The sequence below is a fragment of the Streptomyces sp. NPDC003943 genome, from assembly GCF_053605265.1.
Window position 1 is genome coordinate 95,607 of record NZ_JBSGIW010000005.1, and the last position, 19,400, is coordinate 115,006.

The window sequence follows — 19,400 nt, forward strand, 5'->3', positions numbered from 1 at the left end:
GATCACGGATGGGAAGCTCAGGCCCGGGACACTCCGAGGAACCGCAGCACGGCCAGGACGCGGCGGTGGTCCGCGTCGACCACGGGCAGGTCCAACTTGGCGAAGATGTTGTTGATGTGCTTGGCCACGGCGCTCTCGCTGACCACCAGCGCCTGCGCGATGCCGGCATTGGAGCGCCCCTCGGCCATCAGGCCGAGCACCTCCCGTTCGCGGGGAGTCAGCCGCGCGAGCGGGTCGCTGTCGCGCCGCAGCAACAACTGGGCGACGACCTGCGGGTCCAGGGCCGTGCCGCCGTCCGCCACCCGCCGGACCGCCGCCACGAAGTCGGCGACATCGGGAACCCGCTGCTTGAGCAGGTAGCCCACACCGCTGGTGTTCGCGGACAGCAGGTCAGCCGCGTACCGCTCCTCCACGTACTGCGAAAGCAGCACCACCGCCGTCCCGGGCCAGCGCCGACGGATCTCCATCGCCGCCCGCACCCCCTCGTCGGTGAAGCCGGGCGGCATCCGAACATCGATCAGGGCGAGTTCGGGCCGGTGCTCCGCCACTGCCGCCAACAGCCCTTCCGCGTCGCCGGCTTCCGCGGCGACCTGGAACCCGCCCGTCTCCAGCACGTTGACCAGGCCGACGCGCAACAGCACCGAATCCTCGGCGATCACCGCGCGCACGGCAGCTCCGCGGTGATGGTGGTGGGCCCGCCAACGGGGCTGCTGACGTGGAAGGCCCCGTCGAGGGAGCCGACCCGCTTGGCCAGCCCGGCCAGCCCCGTGCCGGCGGCGGCGTCGGCACCGCCCAGCCCGTCGTCGCTGACGCGCACTCGCAGCACCTCGCCGACCCGGCGGACTGTCACCTCCGCACGCGTCGCGTTGGCGTGCTTCGTCGCATTGGTCAGTGCCTCGGAGATCACGAAGTACGCGACCGACTCCGCGTTGGGCGCCACCCGCTCCTCCAGATCGACCCGCAGCCGCACCGGCAGGGGCGTGCGGGCAGCCAGCCCGGACAACGCCGCGTCCAGACCCCGGTCCTCGAGCACGGCCGGGTGCAGCCCCCGCACCAGGTCATTGAGTTCGGCGATCGCCTCCTTCGCCTCCAGGTGCGCTCTCGTGATCACCTCGCGGGCATCACTCGGCAGGTCCGGGCGGTTGGCAATGGCCAGACCCAGGTTGACCGCGAGGGACACCAACCGCTGCTGGGTGCCGTCGTGCAGGTCGCGCTCGATCCGGCGGCGCTCGTCGTCGACGGCCTCGATCAAGTCGGTCCGGCTCACGGCCAGCTGATCGACCCGCTCCTGGAGCCGCTGCGCCCGGCTGGGCCCGAGCAGGCCCAACGCCAGCCGCGCCTCGGCCCGGGCCACTGCCCGCGCGGTCCAGGGCAGGACGCCCAGGAGGAGGAGTCCAGCCGCTGTGTAGATCGGCAGCTGGGCCAGGTAACCGAACCAGTCCTGGCGGATTCCGGTCGGCAGCGCCCATGACCAGGCGTAGACGATGACGCCCGCCAGGCCCGCCGCCGCCAGCACGAGCACCAGCAGCTCCAGCAGCGCGAGCAGCGGGCCCAGCAGGAGGTGGTAGCCGATCTTGCGCCAGGGCCGCGTCGCCGCGAGCCACCGGGCGGTCGAGGCCCACGTCCTTCGTTCCGGCGCGGTGGGGGTGAGCCGAGGGACGTCCACACCGATGAGCACTCGGTAGCGAGCCCGCTGAACGACCGTCAGCACCGGGGTGCAGAGCAGGACCAGGGCGGCCGACACGGAAACCGTGAGGAGCCAGTTCCCCGTCCTGGCGGTGGTCGTCGCCGCCCAGGCCCACACGGGCACCAGCGCCAGGTGCGGCAGCACACCAGCGGCTAGAAAGCCGGTGTCCCGCCGCGCCCGGAGGACCGTGCGTCTCAGTCCAGCTGGAATGGTCATGGCACGACGCTAGGGCACCGCAGGAGGACGGTGCCATGGAGCCTGCACCCGGTCTGATGGTGAACCTAGTACCAGCTGTCGATCTCGATCTCGGCCTGTGGGCGGACAGCATCTCGGGTCGGCAGGTCGGCTTCTGCCGGCCGCCGGCAGGCAGGCCGGGCCCGGTGGAACAGGCACCGTGCCCCGGTGAGCATCGTCATTTCCTGCAAGCCCCATGGGTCAGCTTGCTGGCGGGGAAGGGCCACTACGAGACGGGAACTGAGACGGACGGACAACAGGGCGGCACCCCTCCTGGGATGCCGCCCTCTCCGTTTGCCTGGCCAAGGCGCTGGAGACCGTGATCGGAATCGAACCGACGTAACTCGCTTTGCAGGCGAGCCCCTGACCATTCGGGCACACGGTCGTCGTGGTGACGAGAAAGACGTTAGGCGGGGGGCGGCCGGCAGCTCAACGGTTTCGCCCGGGCCGCAATACGACTGCCATACGGCGTTCACAGGGGACCGGATCGGCGCGTCGGTCTTACGACCATGGAGGGAGCGCGGGTGCGACCATCGACAGGGGTCAAATCTGCGCACGGCCCTTACTCTGAGGCGTATGAGTGCCCTCGAACCCCGCGACACCGATGTCGCACCGCCCCCCGCCGCCGCGCCGACCCCCACACACGGCGGCGGATCCGTGCTCGACCGGGCTCATCGGGCGCTCAGCATCGGGATCGTCTCCGTCGTGCTGTTGATCGCGTTCGAGGCGACGGCGGTCGGGACGGCGATGCCGGTGGCGGCGCGGGAGCTGGACGGGGTGTCGCTGTACGCGTTCGCGTTCTCGGCGTACTTCACGACGAGCCTGTTCGGGATGGTGCTGGCGGGGCAGTGGTCGGACCGGGGCGGGCCGCTCGCGCCGCTCGCCGTCGGGATGAGCTGTTTCGCGGCGGGGCTGCTGCTCTCCGGGACGGCCGGGGCGATGTGGATGTTCATCCTGGGGCGGGCCGTGCAGGGGTTCGGCGGCGGCCTGGTGATCGTGGCGTTGTACGTGGTGATCAGCCGGGCGTACGAGGAGCACCTGAGGCCCGCGATGATCGCGGCGTTCGCCGCCGGGTGGGTCGTGCCGTCCGTCGTGGGGCCGCTGGCGTCCGGGACGATCACCGAGCAGCTGGGGTGGCGGTGGGTATTCGTCGGCATCCCGGTCCTGGTCGTGTTCCCGCTGGCGCTCGCGCTGCCCGCGATACGGCGGACCGCCTCCGGGCCCGCCGACCCCGACGCGCCCGTGCCCGGGTGGGACGCGCGGCGGATCCGGCTCGCGCTCGGGATCTCGCTGGGCGCGGCGCTGCTGCAGTACGCCGGGCAGGAGCTGCGCTGGCTGTCGCTGCTGCCCGCCGCGGCCGGCGCGGCGCTGCTCGTCCCGGCGGTGCGGGGGCTGCTGCCGCGCGGCACGTACCGCGCGGCCCGCGGGCTGCCGGCCGTGATCCTGCTGCGCGGGGTCGCCGCCGGGTCCTTCATCGCGGCCGAGTCCTTCGTACCCCTGATGCTCGTCACCCAGCGTGGCCTCAGCCCCACGCTCGCCGGGCTCTCGCTCGCCGTCGGCGGTCTGACCTGGGCGCTCGGTTCGTGGGTGCAGTCCCGGCCGCGCACCGAGCCGTACCGTGAGCGCCTCGTGGCGGGCAGCATGGTGCTCGTCGCGCTCAGCATCCTCGCCGCGCCGAGTGTCCTGATCGACGCCGTGCCGGTGTGGGTGGTGGCCGTGGCCTGGGCCTTCGGCTGCTTCGGGATGGGCATCGCGATCGCCTCCACGAGCGTGCTGCTCCTGAAGCTCTCCCCGCCGGAGGAGGCCGGCGTGAACTCCGCCGCCCTCCAGATCTCCGACGGCCTGTCCAACGTCCTGCTGCTCGCGGCCGGCGGAGCCGCCTTCGCCGCGCTCGGCGGGGGAGCGGTCGGGCACGCCGTCGCCGACGGCGCCGTGGTGGGCGGTGGGCACCCCGCCGCCTTCGCCGCCGTCTTCGTGCCGATGGCGGTCGTGGCGGCGGTCGGCGCGTGGGTCGCGACCCGGCTCCGGGCGGCGGGGGAGTAGTCCGCATCGGGCCCGCCCGGGAAACGGCCCCCACAGCCCGCCGTCAGTCCGCCGTCAGTCCGCCGTGGCGCCGTGACAACGGTCCAGGAGGCGTTTCGGGAGAGCCCGCCGTCAGTCCGCCGTGGCGCCGTGACAACGGTCCAGGAGGCGTTTCGGGAAGCCCGCCGTCAGTCCGCCGTGCCGCCGTGAGCACGGATCCGGGAGGTGTTTCGGAAGCGGTGTGAGGACTCTCTCAAGGTGCCGCGGCACGGGCTCATCCGTATCGGCTCGCGGCGGTCGCACCGGTAAGGTGGCCCGGTTGTCATATCTGGACGAGCGTCGAACCGGAGATCGTGACTACTACCGCTACCTCCTCCCATCACCTCTCTCCCGCCTTCCCCGGCCGTGCCCCCTGGGGCACCGCCAACAAGCTGCGAGCCTGGCAGCAGGGCGCGATGGAGAAGTACATCCAGGAGCAGCCCCGTGACTTCCTCGCGGTCGCCACGCCGGGCGCCGGCAAGACCACCTTCGCGTTGACCCTCGCGTCCTGGCTGCTGCACCACCACGTGGTGCAGCAGGTCACGGTCGTCGCACCCACCGAGCACCTGAAGAAGCAGTGGGCGGCCGCCGCGGCGCGGATAGGGATCAAGCTCGACCCCGACTACAGCGCGGGGCCGCTCAGCAAGGAGTACCACGGCATCGCGATCACGTACGCCGGTGTCGGCGTGCGGCCCATGCTCCACCGCAACCGCAGCGAGCAGCGCAAGACCCTGGTCATCCTCGACGAGATCCACCACGCCGGAGACTCCAAGTCCTGGGGCGAGGCGTGCCTGGAGGCGTTCGAGCCGGCGACCCGCCGGCTCGCGCTCACCGGCACGCCCTTCCGCTCCGACACCAACCCGATCCCCTTCGTCACGTACGAGGAGGGGAACGACGGCATCCGCCGGTCGTCGGCCGACTACACCTACGGGTACGGCAACGCCCTCAACGACAACGTCGTCCGGCCGGTCATCTTCCTCTCCTACAGCGGCAACATGCGCTGGCGCACCAAGGCGGGCGACGAGATCGCCGCCAGGCTCGGCGAGCCGATGACCAAGGACGCGATCTCGCAGGCGTGGCGCACCGCGCTCGATCCGCGCGGCGACTGGATGCCGAACGTGCTGCGCGCCGCCGACCAGCGGCTCACCGAGGTCCGGAAGTCCATTCCGGACGCCGGCGGCCTGGTCATCGCCTCCGACCAGGACTCGGCCCGCGCGTACGCCAAGCTGATCCGCGAGATCACCGGCACCAAGGCGACCGTCGTGCTCTCCGACGACGCCGGCGCCTCCGGCCGGATCGACGAGTTCAGCGAGAACACCGACCGCTGGATGGTCGCCGTCCGCATGGTGTCCGAGGGCGTCGACGTGCCGCGGCTCGCCGTCGGCGTGTACGCGACGACGATCTCGACCCCGCTCTTCTTCGCGCAGGCCGTCGGCCGTTTCGTGCGATCCCGCAGGCGCGGCGAGACCGCGTCCGTGTTCCTTCCCACCATCCCCACCCTTCTCTCCTTCGCCAGCGAGATGGAGGTCGAGCGCGACCACGTCCTCGACCGGCCGAAGAAGGAGGGCGAGGAGGACCCGTACGCCGAGTCCGAGAAGGAGATGGCCGAGGCGGAGAAGCAGCAGGACGAGGACACCGGCGAGCAGGACATGCTGCCGTTCGAGGCGCTGGAGTCCGACGCCGTCTTCGACCGCGTCCTCTACAACGCCGCCGAGTTCGGCATGCAGGCCCACCCCGGCAGCGAGGAGGAGCAGGACTACCTGGGCATTCCCGGCCTCCTCGAACCCGACCAGGTGCAGCTCCTCCTGCAGAAGCGGCAGGCCCGGCAGATCGCGCACAGCCGCAAGAAGCCGGACACCGAGGCCGATCTGTTGGAGCTTCCCGCGGAACGGCGGCCCGTCGTTTCCCACAAGGAGCTCCTTGAGCTGAGGAAACAGCTCAACACGATGGTCGGTGCGTACGTTCACCAGAGCGGCAAGCCGCACGGCGTGATCCACACCGAGCTGCGCCGGGTGTGCGGCGGACCGCCGAGCGCCGAGGCGACCGCCGGGCAGATCCGCGAGCGGATCAAGAAGGTCCAGGAGTGGGCCACCCGCATGAGGTGAGCCGCCCCCGGACACAAGGCGCATAACGGAATCGAGGCCCGTACGCAGGCGGCGTACGGGCCTCGGTCGTGTCCGGGACCGGCCCCCACGGTCGGAACCGGGCACACCTCCCACGCTACGGGGACGAACCGGGCGCCCTTGTCCGCCAAAGTCCCGCGTTCGGGCGACTTAGGTCCCGAACCGCCCGTATCCGGTCGCACGCGCCCGGATTCTGGACGAGGTCTTCCGCTGAGCGGGACAGGTCGCTACTGTCCCGGCTCAAGCAAACGCCCCGTGGCAGCGCCGCCGCGGAGCGCAGCCGGTGTGCCCCGTCCTGCCGGCGGCCTCTGACGTGCGTCGCCGATGGGACCGGTGCCGCAGCTTTCGTACGAGTCCGCTGTCACTCACTCCGAAGGAGAGGGCGTCGTGACCGCGGAAACCTCCCAGACGCTCGACCGGGGACTTAAGGTCCTCAAACTGCTCGCCGACACCGACCACGGCCTGACCGTCACCGAGTTGTCCAACCGACTCGGTGTGAACCGGACCGTCGTCTACCGTCTGCTCGCCACGCTCGAACAGCATGCCCTCGTACGCCGCGACCTCGGCGGCCGCGCCAGGGTCGGGCTCGGCGTGCTGCGGCTCGGCCGGCAGGTCCACCCGCTCGTGCGGGAGGCCGCGCTGCCCGCGCTGCGCTCCCTCGCCGAGGACATCGGGGCGACCGCCCACCTCACCCTCGTCGACGGTGCCGAAGCGCTCGCCGTCGCCGTCGTCGAACCCACCTGGACCGACTACCACGTGGCCTACCGGGCCGGCTTCCGGCACCCGCTCGACCGCGGCGCCGCCGGCCGCGCCATACTCGCGGCCCGCGCCGGCGAACTCACCGAACCCGGCTTCACCCTCACCCACGGCGAGCTGGAAGCCGGCGCCAGCGGCGCCGCCGCGCCCCTCGTCGGCGTCACCGGCATAGAGGGCAGCGTCGGCGTCGTGATGCTCGCGGACGCGGTGCCGGAGCGGGTGGGGCCGCGGGTCGTGGACGCGGCCCGGGAGGTCGCCGACGCGCTGCGCTAGGGCGCGCGGCCGCCAGGGTCACGGTCCGGCAGCGCGGGTCCGGGTTCAGCGCGCCGCCGTCGTGGTGTCGTGCCCGCCGCGGTCCCGCCCCGCGGAACGCATGCCAGCGACGAGGGCGCCGAGCGACGTCCGCTCGTGGGTCACCGACCTGCCCGTCCTCGTCGTCGTCACCAGGCCCGCCCCCCGCAGCGCCCCCGCGTGCGCCGACGCCGTCGCATTGCTCACCCCGAGTGCCCGCGCCAACGCCGACGTGGTGTGGGGCTCGATGAGCAGGCGGAGGAGGTTCGCCCGGGTGCGGCCCAGGACGGCCGTCAGCGGCTCGTCGGGGTCGCCCTCGGCTTCCGGTACGGGCGGGAGGCCGGGGCCCGCCGGGTAGGTCAGGACCACGGGGCGGGCCGGGAGGTCCTGGAGGAGCGGGCCCGCCGGATGGTGGAAGGTCGGGAGGAGGACCAGGCCCCGGCCGGACAGGTGGACGTCGCGGGCCGGTGGGGGTCCCCCCGGACGGAGTCCGGGGGAGGCCGGCCACTCCCAGACGGCGCCGTTCAGCCGGGCGCCCGGCGCGAGGGCCGTCAGGGCGGCGGCCAGGCCGTGCTCGGCGACCGTGAGGGCGTGCCGGGCGAACTCCTCCCGGTGCAGGTCCTGGATCAGCGGCCAGACCGGGGCGAGGACCGTCTCGTACGCGGCCCGCTGGGCCCGCCGCACGGTCTGCCAGGACGCCTCCTCGCCCGCGTACAGGCCCCGGACCCAGCGCGGCGCGGGCAGCGACCCGGGCCCCGTCCCGTACACCCGCGCCAGCTCGGCGCGGACGACCTCCGGGCCCGTCGCGCGGATGCGGTCGAAGCTGTCGGCGAGGGTGTCGCCGAGGACGTCGAGGAAGTACGGCGGGCGGCCCGCCGGCACCAGGTCGGCGAGCGGGTCGGCGGCGGCCGGCAGGGTGCGCAGGACCCGGCCGCGCCAGCGGCCGAACAGCGGGTCCGGGCGGGGCGCGACGGCCGTCGCCAGGGCCGCGTGCAGTTCCTGGAGCGGTGCCGGACGGGGCGCGAAGCGGACCCGGGCGAAGTCGTCCGCCGTGAAATGGATGCGCAGCACCGGCACAACTCCCCGTCTTCCGCCAGCCTTTCGGGCAGGCCCTGAACCTTCGCGCCGCAACGGCCTCCGCTCCGACGATGCTCGCATGACTTCTCGACGCATGAACTCCCGACCGACGACTTCCGGTTACACGACATCTCGGCGCACCGTCCTCACCGGTGCCGTGCTCGGCACCGCCGCCGCCCTCCTGCCCGGGATCGCGCGGGCCCGCACCGCGCTCCGGCTTCCCGAGCCGACCGGCCCCCACCCCGTCGGCCTGCGCACCGTCCACCTCACCGACCCCTCGCGCACCGACCCCTGGGAGGGCGGCCCGCGCGAGGTGATGCTCACCGTCCTCTACCCGGCCCGGGACGTCCGCGGCTGCCCGCGCGCCCCGCAGCTGACCCCGGCCGCCGCCCAGGTCTTCGCCGAACTGGCGCCGCGCGTCCACCCCGGCCTTCCCGAGGCGGGCGCGGTCGACTGGGGCGCCGTCCTCACCCACGGGTACCTGGACGCGGCCCCGCTGCCGGGGCCCCGGCCCGTGCTGCTCTACAGCCCGGGCGGCGGCGACTCCCGCACCCTCGGCACCCATCTCGCCGAGGACCTGGCCAGCCACGGCCGGATCGTCGTCCTCGTCGACCACCCGGGCGACGCCAGCCAGGTGGAGCTGCCGAGCGGGATCCGGGTCACCGCGCTGCGCGGCGAACCGGACCCGGCGACCTTCCGCACCATGATCGACACCCGGGTCGCCGACCTCCGTCTCGTCCTCGACCGCCTCCTCGACCTCCTCCCCGACCACCTCCCGCGCCACGTCGCCGAGGTCCCCGCCATCGGGATCTACGGGCACTCCGCCGGCGGCACCGCCGCCGTCTACACCGCCCTCCACGACCGCCGCGTCCACGCCGTCGCCAACCTGGAGGGCTATCTGGACCTGGACCCATTCGACCCCCAGGGCGCCCTCCACGCCTTCGACCGGCCCCTGCTCCTCCTCCGCACCGACGGCTTCGACGGCGCCGCCCGCATCGAACGCTCCTGGGCCGGCCTCCCCGGCAGCCGCGCCCTGCTGACGGACGCCGACCACTGGGCGCTCACCGACTACGCGGCCCTCGTGCCCCAGCTCCAGAGCGCCGGCCTGGTGACCCCCGCCACCCGGGCCGCGCTCGTCGGCACCGCCGACCCGGCCGCGACCGTCGCGGCGCTGCGCCGGCGGGTCGGCGCCTTCTTCGCCCACCGGCTTCCCCACGGCCGGTCCGGTGGCCTAGCGGGCCTCCGGGCGGGCGCCCAGTAGATTGGGGGCGTGCTCTCCCGTCTCGCAGGTCTCCCGCGCAACCGTGCCCTCGCGTTCTGCGCCGTGCCCGTCGTCGCGCTGCTCGCCGTCGCCGGGCTCGCGCCGCTGCCGTTCTCGATCGCGCAGCCCGGCACGACCGCCGACGTGCTCGGCAAGGACCAGGGCCGCGAGGTGATCACGGTCACCGGCGCCCCGGTCCGGCCGACCGACGGGCAGCTGCGGATGACCACCATCCTGGCCACCGGGCCGTCCGCCGCCATCGACCTCGGGGACGTGACCGACGCCTGGTTCCGCACCGACCGGGCCGTGCTGCCGAAGTCCTCCGTCTACCCGCCGGGGCAGTCCGACAAGGAGATCGAGCAGCACAACCTCGGCCAGATGAAGGAGTCGCAGGACGCGGCGACCCTCGCCGCCCTCGGCTATCTGAAGCTGGACCCGAAGAAGGTGAAGGTGAACCTCCACCTCGCCGACGTCGGCGGCCCCAGCGCCGGACTGCTGTTCTCCCTCGGCATCGTCGACAAGATCGACGGTGACGGTGACGGCGGTGATCTGACCGGCGGCCGGACCGTGGCCGGTACGGGCACGATCGAGCCGGACGGGAAGGTCGGCGCCGTCGGCGGGGTGTCCCTGAAGACGCAGGCCGCCGCGCGCGACGGGGCCACCGTCTTCCTGGTGCCGAAGGACGAGTGCTCCCAGGCGCAGTCGGAGCTGCCGAAGGGGCTGCGGCTCGTCCCGGTCACCGAGCTCAGCGACGCGGTGTCCTCGCTGCGGGCTCTGGAGCAGGGCCAGGAGTCGAAGGTCCCGAGCTGCTAGGGCCGGCGGGCTTCGCGGCGGCCTTCGTGGCGGCCTTGGCGGAGGCGTAGGCGGGGGCGTCCAGCTCGCGCCAGACCGGGAACAGCAGCGGCGACAGGGTCGCCAGGACGAACGCCCCGCCGACCGTCAGCAGCGCCCCCGTGATGCCCACGCTCTCGACCAGGAAGCCCGCGGCCAGCCCGCCGAGCGGGGTGGTGAGCAGCACGGCGGCCGTGCTGGCACCGCCCACGCGGCTGCGCAGCTCCTCGGGCACCACCTCGTAGAAGGCCGTGGTGAGGATCGGGTTGAGCACCCCGGCGCCGAGCCCGCCGAGCACCGCCGCCACCACCATCGGCGGGATGGTGTCGGTGAACGCGGCCGTGAGGATCGGCGCGCCGGATATCAGGAAACCCGCGGTGAAGACCGGCCGGCGCGGGAAGCGCTGGCCCAGCGCGCCGTAGAGCAGGGCGCCGGCGAGCGCGCTGCCGCCGAAGACGGCGACCAGCAGGCCCTGCGCGGCCGAGCCGCCCAGCTCCTCGCGGGCGTGGATCGGCAGGAGCACCGCGCTCCAGCTCAGGGCGAGCCCGTTGGTCACCATCACCATCAGGTCGACGGCGAGCAGCAGCCGCGTGCGCAGCAGGAAGGAGTAGCCCTCGCGCAGGTCGGCGCGGTAGGCGGCGAGGTTCAACGCCGGTGCGTCGCGCAGGGGTTCGGCCGCCGGGACGCCGCGCAGGCCCGCCAGGACGAGCAGGGCGGAGACCAGGAAGGTGGCGCCGTCCACGTACAGCACCGTGTCGGCGCCTATCAGCGCCACGAGCAGGCCCCCGACGGCGGCGCCGGTCATCCTCGCGCCGCGTGACACGGCGTCGTAGAGACTGGCGGCGCGGGACAGCGGGGTGCCGGCGCGCTCGGCGAGGTCGGGGACGAGGACATGGCGGGCGGTCTCGCCGGGGGCGTGGAAGAGGCCGGTGACGCCCATCAGCGCGCACAGCATCCAGAACCGCAGCAGTCCGGCGCCGTTGAGCAGCGGGATGGCGGCGAGCGCGAGCGCGCAGACCAGGTCGGAGGCGACGGAGACCCGGCGGCGGCCGATCCGGTCGATCACGGGCCCGCCGGCGATCGCGGAGACCACGACGGGCACGGCGGCGCAGAAGGCGACGAGGCCGGCCTTGCCGGGGCTTCCCGTGGTCTCCAGGGCGAACCACGGCACGCCGATGAGGGTGAGTGAATTGCCGCTGATGGAGATGGCGTTGGCGGCCAGGACGCTCGCCAGTGGTGTGCGTGAGTGGGTGCGTGAGCGCACCATGAATCCCCCCGGTTTCGTTCGGCTCGTTCGGTTCGTTCGGCTCGGTCAGGCGGCGCGGACGGTTATGCCCTGCGGCCCGGGCAGGGCGAGCTTCAGGCCGAACTCGACGAGCCTCCAGCCCAGCTGGACGCGTAAGGGCGTGGTCGGCGCGGCGGCGGCCGCGGACTCCTGGAGTTCCGTGGCGGTCAGACGGTGCAGCGTGAGATGGACGTCGGCGTGCATGGGTGTGGCCTTCCGGTCGGGGTGGTCGGGCGGTCAGTTCGTGCCGTGCTGGGGGAAGGCGTGCAGGTGCATGCGGACCCGCTGGGCGTCGGCGGCGTCCGCGTCGGCCGCCGCGCTGTACTCGTTGATCAGGTCGTGGATCTTCTCGTTGAGCTCGCTCTGCCGCTCGGGGGTCAGATGGAGCGTGAAGTCGCTCATGTCCGAGGCGCCCACCCAGATGTCGGCCCACTGGTGGCGGGTGCCGAGGTAGGTGTTCAGCTCCTGCGTGTGGATGTTCGCGATCTCGTGGAGATAGACCTCGATGGCGCCCTGGACCTCGGGGTCGGGGTTCTTGTACAGCGCCTCGTCGAAGCTCGTGCCGCCCGCCACCGCCTGCCACCAGCGCTCCCGCCCCTTGCCGCGGTCCGGGGCGTCCTCGATGAAGCCGTGGGCGGCGAGCTGGCGCAGGTGATAGCTGGTGGCGCCGCTCGACTCGCCCAGCCGCTCGGCCAGTTGGGAGGCGGTGGCGGGGCCGTGGTGGCGCAGGGCGCGCAGCAGCTGGATGCGCAGCGGGTGGGCGAGTCCGCGCAGGGAGCGCGGGTCGAGCACCCGGGGGCCGGGCTGCTGCTCCGCGGGTCCGGCTTGGGGGCCGGCCTCGGGACCCGCTTCGGGGCCGCCTTCGCGGCCTGCTTCGCGGTCTGCTTCGGGTTCGTGCTTCTCGGGCATGACTCCACAGTAGAGTTGCAAAGAACCCTCTGCAAGGGTTTTTTGCAGAGACTTCTTTGCAACTCTATGGACCTTCGTGTGGGCCCTCTCGGCCTCACCGCGGCGGCTGGTCCTCCGCGGCCTGTTCCACCAGCGGGATGATCCGCAGGGGGACCGGGTTCTCCATGACGATCGCCGTGGAGGCCCGGACGATGCCCTCGAAGCCGACCACGCGGTCGATCACCCGCTGGAGATCGGCGTTGGAGCGGGCCACCAGCCGGCACAGCATGTCCCCATGGCCGGTCGTCGTGTGCAGCTCCAGGACCTCCGGCACGGTCGCCAGGTGTCCGCGCACGTCGGCGCCCTGGCCCTGCTTGATCTCCAGGGTCGCGAAGGCCGTGACCGGATAGCCGAGGGCCGCCGGGTCCACCTGGGGACCGAAGCCGCGGATGACCCCGTTCGACTGAAGCCGGTCGAGGCGTGCCTGGACCGTGCCGCGCGCCACGCCGAGCCGTCGTGACGCCTCCAGGACCCCGATCCGGGGCTCCTTCGCGAGGAGGACGATGAGCCGTCCGTCCAGATGATCGATCGCCACGACGGCCTCCCGATGGTCATCATGTACAAGTCGCCCGCTCATACTGGCCGGTCGCTGAGCAGATTGACCAGTGGAATAAGAAACTATTGCGCAGCCTGCCGAGCGGCGGGACGCTCATCACATGACTGAGACCATCGATCACACCACTTCCACCGCGCGTGAGGCCGATCCCTTCCCGGTGAAGGGTATGGACGCGGTCGTCTTCGCCGTCGGCAATGCCAAGCAGGCCGCCCACTACTACTCCACGGCCTTCGGCATGAAGCTGGTCGCCTACTCCGGACCGGAGAACGGCAGCCGCGAGACCGCCAACTACGTCCTCACCAACGGCTCCGCCCGTTTCGTGTTCACCTCCGTCATCAAGGCGACCACCGAGTGGGGCCGCTTCATCGCCGACCACGTCACCGAGCACGGCGACGGCGTGATCGACCTGGCGATCGAGGTGCCGGACGCGCGCGCTGCCTACGCCCATGCCGTCGAGCAGGGCGCCACCGGCCTCGTCGAGCCGTACGAGCTCAAGGACGAGCACGGCACCGTCGTCCTCGCCGCCATCGCCACCTACGGCAAGACCCGCCACACCCTCGTCGACCGCTCCGGCTACGACGGCCCCTACCTCCCCGGTTACGTCGCCGCCCAGCCGATGGTCGAGCCGCCGGCCAAGCGCGTCTTCCAGGCCATCGACCACTGCGTCGGCAACGTCGAGCTCGGCAAGATGAACGAGTGGGTCGGCTTCTACAACAAGGTCATGGGCTTCACGAACATGAAGGAGTTCGTGGGCGACGACATCGCGACCGAGTACTCGGCGCTGATGTCGAAGGTCGTCGCCGACGGCACCCTCAAGGTGAAGTTCCCGATCAACGAGCCGGCGATCGCGAAGAAGAAGTCGCAGATCGACGAGTACCTGGAGTTCTACGGCGGCCCCGGCGTCCAGCACATCGCCCTCGCCACCAACGACATCGTCGCCTCGGTGCGCGCGATGCGCGCCGCCGGTGTGCAGTTCCTGGACACGCCGGACTCGTACTACGACACGCTCGGCGAGTGGGTCGGTGACACCCGCGTCCCGATCGAGACCCTGCGCGAGCTGAAGATCCTCGCCGACCGCGACGAGGACGGCTACCTGCTGCAGATCTTCACCAAGCCGGTCCAGGACCGCCCGACCGTCTTCTTCGAGATGATCGAGCGCCACGGCTCCATGGGCTTCGGCAAGGGCAACTTCAAGGCCCTGTTCGAGGCGATCGAGCGCGAGCAGGAGAAGCGCGGCAACCTGTAGCCGCCTCCCCCGAGGATCAGGGGCCCGACCCGGGTGACAGCACCGGGCCGGGCCCCTGCCACGCCCCGGGCGGGTACGGGGGGCCCGCCCGGGGCACCCCCATGCCACCCGCATGCCCCCCGTGCCGGCTACATGCCGGGCTTCTTCGGGACGTCAGGCCTCCCGGGCTTCTCGGGCCGTGCGGCCTTCTCCGGCCGTGCGTCCTTCTCGGGCTGGGCGTCCTTCTCCGGTTGCGCGTCCTTCTCCGGCCGTACGTCCCTGGGCAGCTCGTCCGGCGGGTCGCCGAGCGCCGCGAGCGCCTCCTTCGCGCGGGGCGCGAGCAGCGGCGAGAAGTACGGGTTGATCCGCAGCGCCTCCGCGAGATGGCGGCGGGCCGGGCCGTAGTCCTCCAGGGCCCGCTCGATCTCCCCGCGGTGGTACGCGAACAGCGCGCTGCGCAGCCCCTCGTCGGTGGCCTTCCTCGCGTACACCAGCGCCTCCTTCGGCTCGCCCGAGCGGAAGAGCGCCCAGCCGAGGGCGTCCGCCACCTGTACGGAGCGGTGCCCGGCCGCCCACGCGGCGCGCAGCCGCCGCACCGCATCCGCCGTCCGCACCGCGTCGCCGTGGTCCGCGTCCAGCAGGCCGAGCGTGACCTCCGCCCCGGGCCACTTCTCCGTCCGCAGCCGCTCGTACAGCGCCCGCGCGTCCCCGTCCAGGCCGAGCGACTCGTCCAGCTCGGCCGCCTCCAGGACGTACTCCGGCAGCGGCAACCGCTGCAGGGCCGCCCGCCAGTCCCGTACCGCCTCCTGCGGGCGGCCGAGCGCCGCCTGTGCCCGTGCCCGGCCCGCGAGCGACGGCCCGTGGTCCGGTACGAGACCGAGCGCGGCCGCGTACTGCGCGAGGGCCTCCTTCGGCTCACCCCGCTCCCACGCCAGGTCACCGGCCCGGGACAGCGCCGCCGCCTTCTCCGGGGCGGTCTCCGCCAGCGCCACCGCGTCCAGGGCCGCCGCGCCCGCGTCCTCGCGCCAGCCGAGGTTGCGGTAGAGCTGCGCCGAACGCGCGCTGACCGCCGAGCCCGAGTGCAGTTCGGTCAGCGTCTCGGTCGCCTTCTGGGCCGCCGCGTAGTCGCCGAGACCGTCGTACGCGTCGATCAGGACCGGGTACGCGGCCCAGCGCTTCGGGTCCGCGTTCCGGGCCCGCTCGCCCCACTCCTTGCCCGACTTCCAGTCGCCGCGCGCGTTCGCGAGGGCCGCCATGCCCACCTGTGCGTCCAGGTTCCCGGCGCCCTGTGTCCTCAGGGAGCGCTCCAGGGCCCGCTCGGCCCGCGGCAGGTCCGCCGGGTCCGCGCGCCGCAGCCCCCGCTCCGTGTAGGCCGTGCCGAGCAGAGCCCATGACGCCGCGTCATCCGGATGGGTCCGCAGCCACGTCTCCCGGTCGCCGATCAGCGCGACCAGATCCGGCAGCGCCGCCTGCGCGCCCGCGTTCGCCGCGTGTTTCGCGCGCTCGGCGGCACCGGGCGGCCGCGCCGGGGTCCGGCCGACCAGCTCGGGCACGTACAGCAGCGCCGTCGCCGCGAGCACCGCGCCCACGCCGGAGGCGAGGACCGTCCGCGACACGTTCTCGGGTCTCATGGCGCACACTGTGCGCCCGTACGCCGCTGTACGAAGAGCACACGAGCCAGCGGCGACGGCGGGTTCACACCGATGGCCCCGGGTGCCAGGCTGGACGCATGGACGATCTTCACGAGAGGCTCCACGAACTGCTCCTGGCCGGGCTCCCCGCCGAGGCCGTGCTCACCGACCCCGACGTCACCGCCTCCTACGCCAACGACATGGCGAGCTTCTGCACGGCCGGCACCCCCGCGGCCGTCGTGCTCCCGCGCACCGTCGAACAGGTCCAGCACGTGATGCGCACCGCGACCGAGCTGCGCGTCCCCGTCGTCCCGCAGGGCGCCCGCACCGGCCTGTCCGGCGCCGCCAACGCCTCCGACGGCTGCATCGTGCTCTCGCTCGTCAGGATGGACCGCATCCTGGAGATCGACCCGGTCGACCGGATCGCCGTCGTCGAACCGGGCGTCGTCAACGCCGTGCTCTCGCGGGCCGTCGCCGAACACGGCCTCTACTACCCGCCCGACCCCTCCAGCTGGGAGACGTGCACCATCGGCGGCAACATCGGCACGGCGTCCGGCGGGCTGTGCTGCGTGAAGTACGGGGTCACCGCCGAGTACGTGCTCGGTCTCGACGTCGTCCTCGCCGACGGACGCCTGCTGCGCACCGGCCGGCGTACGGCGAAGGGCGTCGCCGGATACGACCTGACCCGGCTCTTCGTCGGCTCCGAGGGCAGCCTCGGCATCGTCGTCGGGGCCGTGCTCGCGCTCAGGCCGCAGCCGCCCGCCCAGCTCGCGCTCGCCGCCGAGTTCCCCTCGGCGGAGGCGGCCTGCGCGGCCGTCTGCACGATCATGGAGCGCGGCCACACCCCGTCGCTCCTCGAACTGATGGACGGCACCACCGTCCGGGCCGTCAACAGGCTCGCCCACATGGGCCTGCCCGACACCACCGAGGCGCTGCTCCTGTGCGCCTTCGACACCCCGGACCCGGCCGCCGACCTGGCCGCGGTGGGGGAGCTGTGCCGGGCCGCGGGCGCGACGGAGGTCGTACCGGCCGACTCCGTCGCCGAGTCCGAGCTCCTGCTGCAGGCCCGGCGGCTCTCGCTCACCGCCCTGGAGACCATCAAGCCGGCGACGATGATCGACGACGTGTGCGTGCCGCGCACCAGGCTCGCCGCGATGCTCACGGGCACGGCGGCGATCGCCGAGAAGTACGCGCTGACCATCGGCGTCTGCGCGCACGCCGGCGACGGCAACACCCATCCCGTCGTCTGCTTCGACCACGCCGACGAGGACGAGTCGCGGCGGGCGCGGGAGTCCTTCGACGAGATCATGGCGCTCGGCCTCGAACTCGGCGGCACGATCACCGGCGAGCACGGGGTGGGCGTGCTGAAGAAGGAGTGGCTGGCGCGGGAGCTCGGGCCGGTGGGCGTGGAGTTGCAGCGCGGGATCAAGAAGACCTTCGACCCGCTGGGCCTGCTGAACCCGGGCAAGCTCTTCTGACGCGTTCGTACCCGGACCCGGACTCACAGCTCGCCGTCCGCGGACTCGTCCGACGGCCACGGGTCGCGCAGCCAGAGGTCGTCCGCCAGCACGGTGGTCGCGAGCAGTTCGGCGAGCCCGTCGTCGATGCCGAGCTGCTCGGTCTCGGTGCCCGGCGGCACCACGCGCAGGGTCCGCTCCAGCCACGCGGACACCTGCGCGGACGGGGCCTCCAGGAGGGCGTCGCCGTCGGGGGAGGACAGGGCCATCAGGATGACGTTCCGGCCGTCGACCTTCGTCGGCCAGATCCGCACGTCCCCGTGCCCGCACGCCCGGAACACGCCCTCCACGAGCAGCTCGCGCGCGAACGTCCAGTTGACCGGGTGGTCCGAGCCGACGTGGAAGGTGATGTGGACGGCGTACGGGTCGTCGGTGCGGTAGGCGAGCCGGGCGGGGACGGGGACGGAACGCTCGGGGGAGAGGACGAGCTTGAGCTCGAGCTCGCGCTCGACGACGTTGTTGTTGTCGGTGTTCTGCATGGCGTGTGGCCTCTCTGGGTGGGGCCCGTGGGTGGGCCTTCACTGGGAGAGAGGGGGGTCGGGCGGATCCATTACGCGACTCCGGAAAAGTTTCTGGGAAATTTTTCCGGGGCGGGTCCGGGGCGGGTCGGGAGCGGGTCGGGGCGGGTCCGGGCCGGGTTTCGGGGTGGGTCTACGGGGGTAGGCGAGGGCCCGAGGGTCACTCTGGGTGACGATTTCGCGAGGGTGTCCCTCGAAGGCGGGCTTTCTGGTGGGCTCCTTGTCCCAGCGGGGTCGTTCTTCGTTACTGTCCTCCCTGGGCCGCGGGCGCGGCCCAGCGCGGATCAAGGCGTTGTGACGGAACGGAGTCGGGGCAGTGGCTACTCCTCCAGGAGGCGGCGGAGACGTACCGCAGGCGGGCTACTACCCGGACCCGTCCATTCCGGGGTACATCCGCTTCTGGAACGGCAGTGCGTGGGTCCCCGGCACCAGCCGCCCGGCCCCCAAGGAGGGCGAGGCCCTCCCCGGCGCGCCCCGCTCCGTCGCGGCCGCCCAGCCGGCCCCCTCGGTCGAGGAAACGGGCCCCATGTTCCTGGACGAGGCCCCCGCGGCCGCGTCCGCGGGCGAGCCCGCCTCGGCCTGGCAGGCCTCCACCTCCCAGCAGACGGGCTTCGGCGGCGACCGCGACCAACGGGTCTCGTGGGGACGGCCGGACGCGACGGACCCGCGCTCGGCGGGAACGGGGTGGCCTGCGGCCGGCGGCGAACACGGGCAGCCGGCCGCGCCTGACGGCTCCGACGCGCCCCGCCCGGCGGTCCCGGGCCAGACGGCCGGGACCGAGGCCGCGTGGCCGGCGGGCGGTGGCGCTGCCGCCGGGTCTGCGCCTGCGTGGCCCGCGGCCGGCGGCGGCGCCGACTCGGGCGCGGCCGGTTCGGGTGCAGGCCGTGGCGCGGGTACGGCCCAGGGCGCCGGTACGGACGCGGCAGCCGCCTGGCCTCCGGCCGGCGGTGGCGCCGAGGGCGCCGGACAGCGCACGACGGGGCCGGCCGGGCAGCCCGGCGCCCGGGACGCCGCAGGGCCGGGTCATGGGAACGCCGGTACGGCGCGGGCGACTTCCGACGGCGCCGCGGCCGGTGCGCCTGCGTGGCCTGCTGCCGACGCCAGGCAGGGCGCCGTGGCCCAGCCGAGTTCCGGTACGGCGGGGACGCCTTCCGGAGGCCGTACGCCCGGCGGTGCCGCCGGGGCTGTGCCCGCCTGGCCCGCCGCCGACGGGCAGCCTGACACCCGATCGGGTGCTTCTGCCGACGCCGCTTCGGCTTGGCCTGCGGCCGACGCACAGTCCAGCGGCCGTGCGCCTGGCGCCGCCGCCACCGACGCGGCTGTGTCGGGCCAGGCGGCTGGAGCCCCCGCTTGGCCGGCGGCCGGAAGTGGCGCGGCTCAGGCGGGGACGCCTTCCGGC

At 73.2% G+C, this 19,400-nt stretch carries 16 protein-coding genes and 1 tRNA gene; 7 read left to right on the top strand and 10 right to left on the bottom strand.

The genetic code is table 11. The annotated features are described in order from the left end of the window. Window positions 1–17: 17 nt before the first annotated feature. From ACWEV0_RS03685 to ACWEV0_RS03695, 3 genes are all read right to left on the bottom strand, one after another. Window positions 18–668: a response regulator gene (locus ACWEV0_RS03685; protein WP_453146131.1), complete on the bottom strand. Its 651-nt coding sequence runs from the start codon at window positions 666–668 to the stop codon at window positions 18–20. Next, window positions 656–1,903, bottom strand: coding sequence for a sensor histidine kinase (locus ACWEV0_RS03690; RefSeq protein ID WP_453146132.1), 1,248 nt, complete (start codon window positions 1,901–1,903; stop codon window positions 656–658). Before ACWEV0_RS03690 ends, ACWEV0_RS03685 begins: the two co-directional genes overlap by 13 nt. Window positions 1,904–2,232: 329 nt before the next feature. Continuing rightward, window positions 2,233–2,306 (bottom strand) — tRNA-Cys (locus tag ACWEV0_RS03695). A 191-nt stretch (window positions 2,307–2,497) separates the two neighbouring features. Here ACWEV0_RS03695 and ACWEV0_RS03700 point away from each other — a divergent pair. The 3 genes from ACWEV0_RS03700 (at window position 2,498) to ACWEV0_RS03710 (ending at window position 7,134) form a co-directional block, all read left to right on the top strand. Beyond that, window positions 2,498–3,964: an MFS transporter gene (locus ACWEV0_RS03700; protein WP_453146134.1), complete on the top strand. Its 1,467-nt coding sequence runs from the start codon at window positions 2,498–2,500 to the stop codon at window positions 3,962–3,964. Between the two features lie 332 nt (window positions 3,965–4,296). Beyond that, window positions 4,297–6,087 carry a DEAD/DEAH box helicase gene (locus ACWEV0_RS03705; protein WP_453146135.1) on the top strand — a complete coding sequence of 597 codons (1,791 nt, stop codon included), beginning with the start codon at window positions 4,297–4,299 and terminating at the stop codon, window positions 6,085–6,087. Between the two features lie 405 nt (window positions 6,088–6,492). After that, window positions 6,493–7,134 (top strand): IclR family transcriptional regulator, encoded by a 642-nt coding sequence (locus ACWEV0_RS03710; RefSeq protein ID WP_453146137.1) that lies wholly within the window; start codon window positions 6,493–6,495, stop codon window positions 7,132–7,134. A 45-nt stretch (window positions 7,135–7,179) separates the two neighbouring features. Here ACWEV0_RS03710 and ACWEV0_RS03715 read toward each other — a convergent pair whose 3' ends face one another. Continuing rightward, window positions 7,180–8,223 (bottom strand): ArsR/SmtB family transcription factor, encoded by a 1,044-nt coding sequence (locus ACWEV0_RS03715; RefSeq protein ID WP_453146139.1) that lies wholly within the window; start codon window positions 8,221–8,223, stop codon window positions 7,180–7,182. Window positions 8,224–8,308: 85 nt separating this feature from the next. Between ACWEV0_RS03715 and ACWEV0_RS03720 the strand changes: the two genes are divergently transcribed. Beyond that, a complete protein-coding gene (locus tag ACWEV0_RS03720) occupies window positions 8,309–9,490 on the top strand; it encodes an acetylhydrolase (RefSeq protein ID WP_453146140.1) in 1,182 nt (393 codons plus the stop codon). A gap of 9 nt (window positions 9,491–9,499) precedes the next feature. Beyond that, window positions 9,500–10,303, top strand: coding sequence for a S16 family serine protease (locus ACWEV0_RS03725; protein ID WP_453146141.1), 804 nt, complete (start codon window positions 9,500–9,502; stop codon window positions 10,301–10,303). On the opposite strand, the gene ACWEV0_RS03730 is transcribed toward ACWEV0_RS03725, so the two are convergent. From ACWEV0_RS03730 to ACWEV0_RS03745, 4 genes are all read right to left on the bottom strand, one after another. After that, complete coding sequence (locus ACWEV0_RS03730; protein WP_453146142.1) at window positions 10,236–11,588, bottom strand: MFS transporter; 1,353 nt, start codon at window positions 11,586–11,588, stop codon at window positions 10,236–10,238. The genes ACWEV0_RS03725 and ACWEV0_RS03730 overlap by 68 nt on opposite strands. Window positions 11,589–11,633: 45 nt before the next feature. Continuing rightward, window positions 11,634–11,810 carry a hypothetical protein gene (locus tag ACWEV0_RS03735; protein ID WP_453146144.1) on the bottom strand — a complete coding sequence of 59 codons (177 nt, stop codon included), beginning with the start codon at window positions 11,808–11,810 and terminating at the stop codon, window positions 11,634–11,636. A 33-nt stretch (window positions 11,811–11,843) separates the two neighbouring features. Further along, on the bottom strand, window positions 11,844–12,515 hold the full coding sequence (locus ACWEV0_RS03740; protein WP_453146145.1) for an ArsR/SmtB family transcription factor: 672 nt from the start codon (window positions 12,513–12,515) through the stop codon (window positions 11,844–11,846). A gap of 94 nt (window positions 12,516–12,609) precedes the next feature. Further along, complete coding sequence (locus tag ACWEV0_RS03745) at window positions 12,610–13,089, bottom strand: Lrp/AsnC family transcriptional regulator (RefSeq protein ID WP_403800834.1); 480 nt, start codon at window positions 13,087–13,089, stop codon at window positions 12,610–12,612. 121 nt (window positions 13,090–13,210) lie between these two features. Here ACWEV0_RS03745 and hppD point away from each other — a divergent pair, with 121 nt between their 5' ends. Further along, entirely contained in the window at window positions 13,211–14,356 is a 1,146-nt protein-coding gene (gene hppD / locus ACWEV0_RS03750) for a 4-hydroxyphenylpyruvate dioxygenase (RefSeq protein WP_453146148.1), read from the top strand. 128 nt (window positions 14,357–14,484) lie between these two features. Here the strand turns inward: hppD and ACWEV0_RS03755 are convergent, their stop codons facing one another. Then, window positions 14,485–15,966 carry a tetratricopeptide repeat protein gene (locus tag ACWEV0_RS03755; RefSeq protein WP_453146150.1) on the bottom strand — a complete coding sequence of 494 codons (1,482 nt, stop codon included), beginning with the start codon at window positions 15,964–15,966 and terminating at the stop codon, window positions 14,485–14,487. Between the two features lie 98 nt (window positions 15,967–16,064). On the opposite strand from ACWEV0_RS03755, the gene ACWEV0_RS03760 reads away from it, so the two are divergent. Next, window positions 16,065–17,444 carry an FAD-binding oxidoreductase gene (locus tag ACWEV0_RS03760; RefSeq protein WP_453146151.1) on the top strand — a complete coding sequence of 460 codons (1,380 nt, stop codon included), beginning with the start codon at window positions 16,065–16,067 and terminating at the stop codon, window positions 17,442–17,444. A 23-nt stretch (window positions 17,445–17,467) separates the two neighbouring features. Here the strand turns inward: ACWEV0_RS03760 and ACWEV0_RS03765 are convergent, their stop codons facing one another. Further along, window positions 17,468–17,962 (bottom strand): SsgA family sporulation/cell division regulator, encoded by a 495-nt coding sequence (locus tag ACWEV0_RS03765; RefSeq protein ID WP_453146152.1) that lies wholly within the window; start codon window positions 17,960–17,962, stop codon window positions 17,468–17,470. Window positions 17,963–19,400 lie beyond the last annotated feature (1,438 nt).

Excerpts from the sequence above, each read along its gene's own strand:
- ACWEV0_RS03690 (WP_453146132.1), bottom strand. The coding sequence starts at position 1,903 with ATGACCATTCCAGCTGGACTGAGACGCACGGTCCTCCGGGCGCGGCGG.
- ACWEV0_RS03700 (WP_453146134.1), top strand. The coding sequence starts at position 2,498 with ATGAGTGCCCTCGAACCCCGCGACACCGATGTCGCACCGCCCCCCGCC.
- ACWEV0_RS03720 (WP_453146140.1), top strand. The coding sequence starts at position 8,309 with ATGACTTCTCGACGCATGAACTCCCGACCGACGACTTCCGGTTACACG.
- ACWEV0_RS03730 (WP_453146142.1), bottom strand. The coding sequence starts at position 11,588 with ATGGTGCGCTCACGCACCCACTCACGCACACCACTGGCGAGCGTCCTG.
- ACWEV0_RS03735 (WP_453146144.1), bottom strand. The coding sequence starts at position 11,810 with ATGCACGCCGACGTCCATCTCACGCTGCACCGTCTGACCGCCACGGAA.
- ACWEV0_RS03740 (WP_453146145.1), bottom strand. The coding sequence starts at position 12,515 with ATGCCCGAGAAGCACGAACCCGAAGCAGACCGCGAAGCAGGCCGCGAA.
- hppD (WP_453146148.1), top strand. The coding sequence starts at position 13,211 with ATGACTGAGACCATCGATCACACCACTTCCACCGCGCGTGAGGCCGAT.
- ACWEV0_RS03755 (WP_453146150.1), bottom strand. The coding sequence starts at position 15,966 with ATGAGACCCGAGAACGTGTCGCGGACGGTCCTCGCCTCCGGCGTGGGC.
- ACWEV0_RS03760 (WP_453146151.1), top strand. The coding sequence starts at position 16,065 with ATGGACGATCTTCACGAGAGGCTCCACGAACTGCTCCTGGCCGGGCTC.
- ACWEV0_RS03765 (WP_453146152.1), bottom strand. The coding sequence starts at position 17,962 with ATGCAGAACACCGACAACAACAACGTCGTCGAGCGCGAGCTCGAGCTC.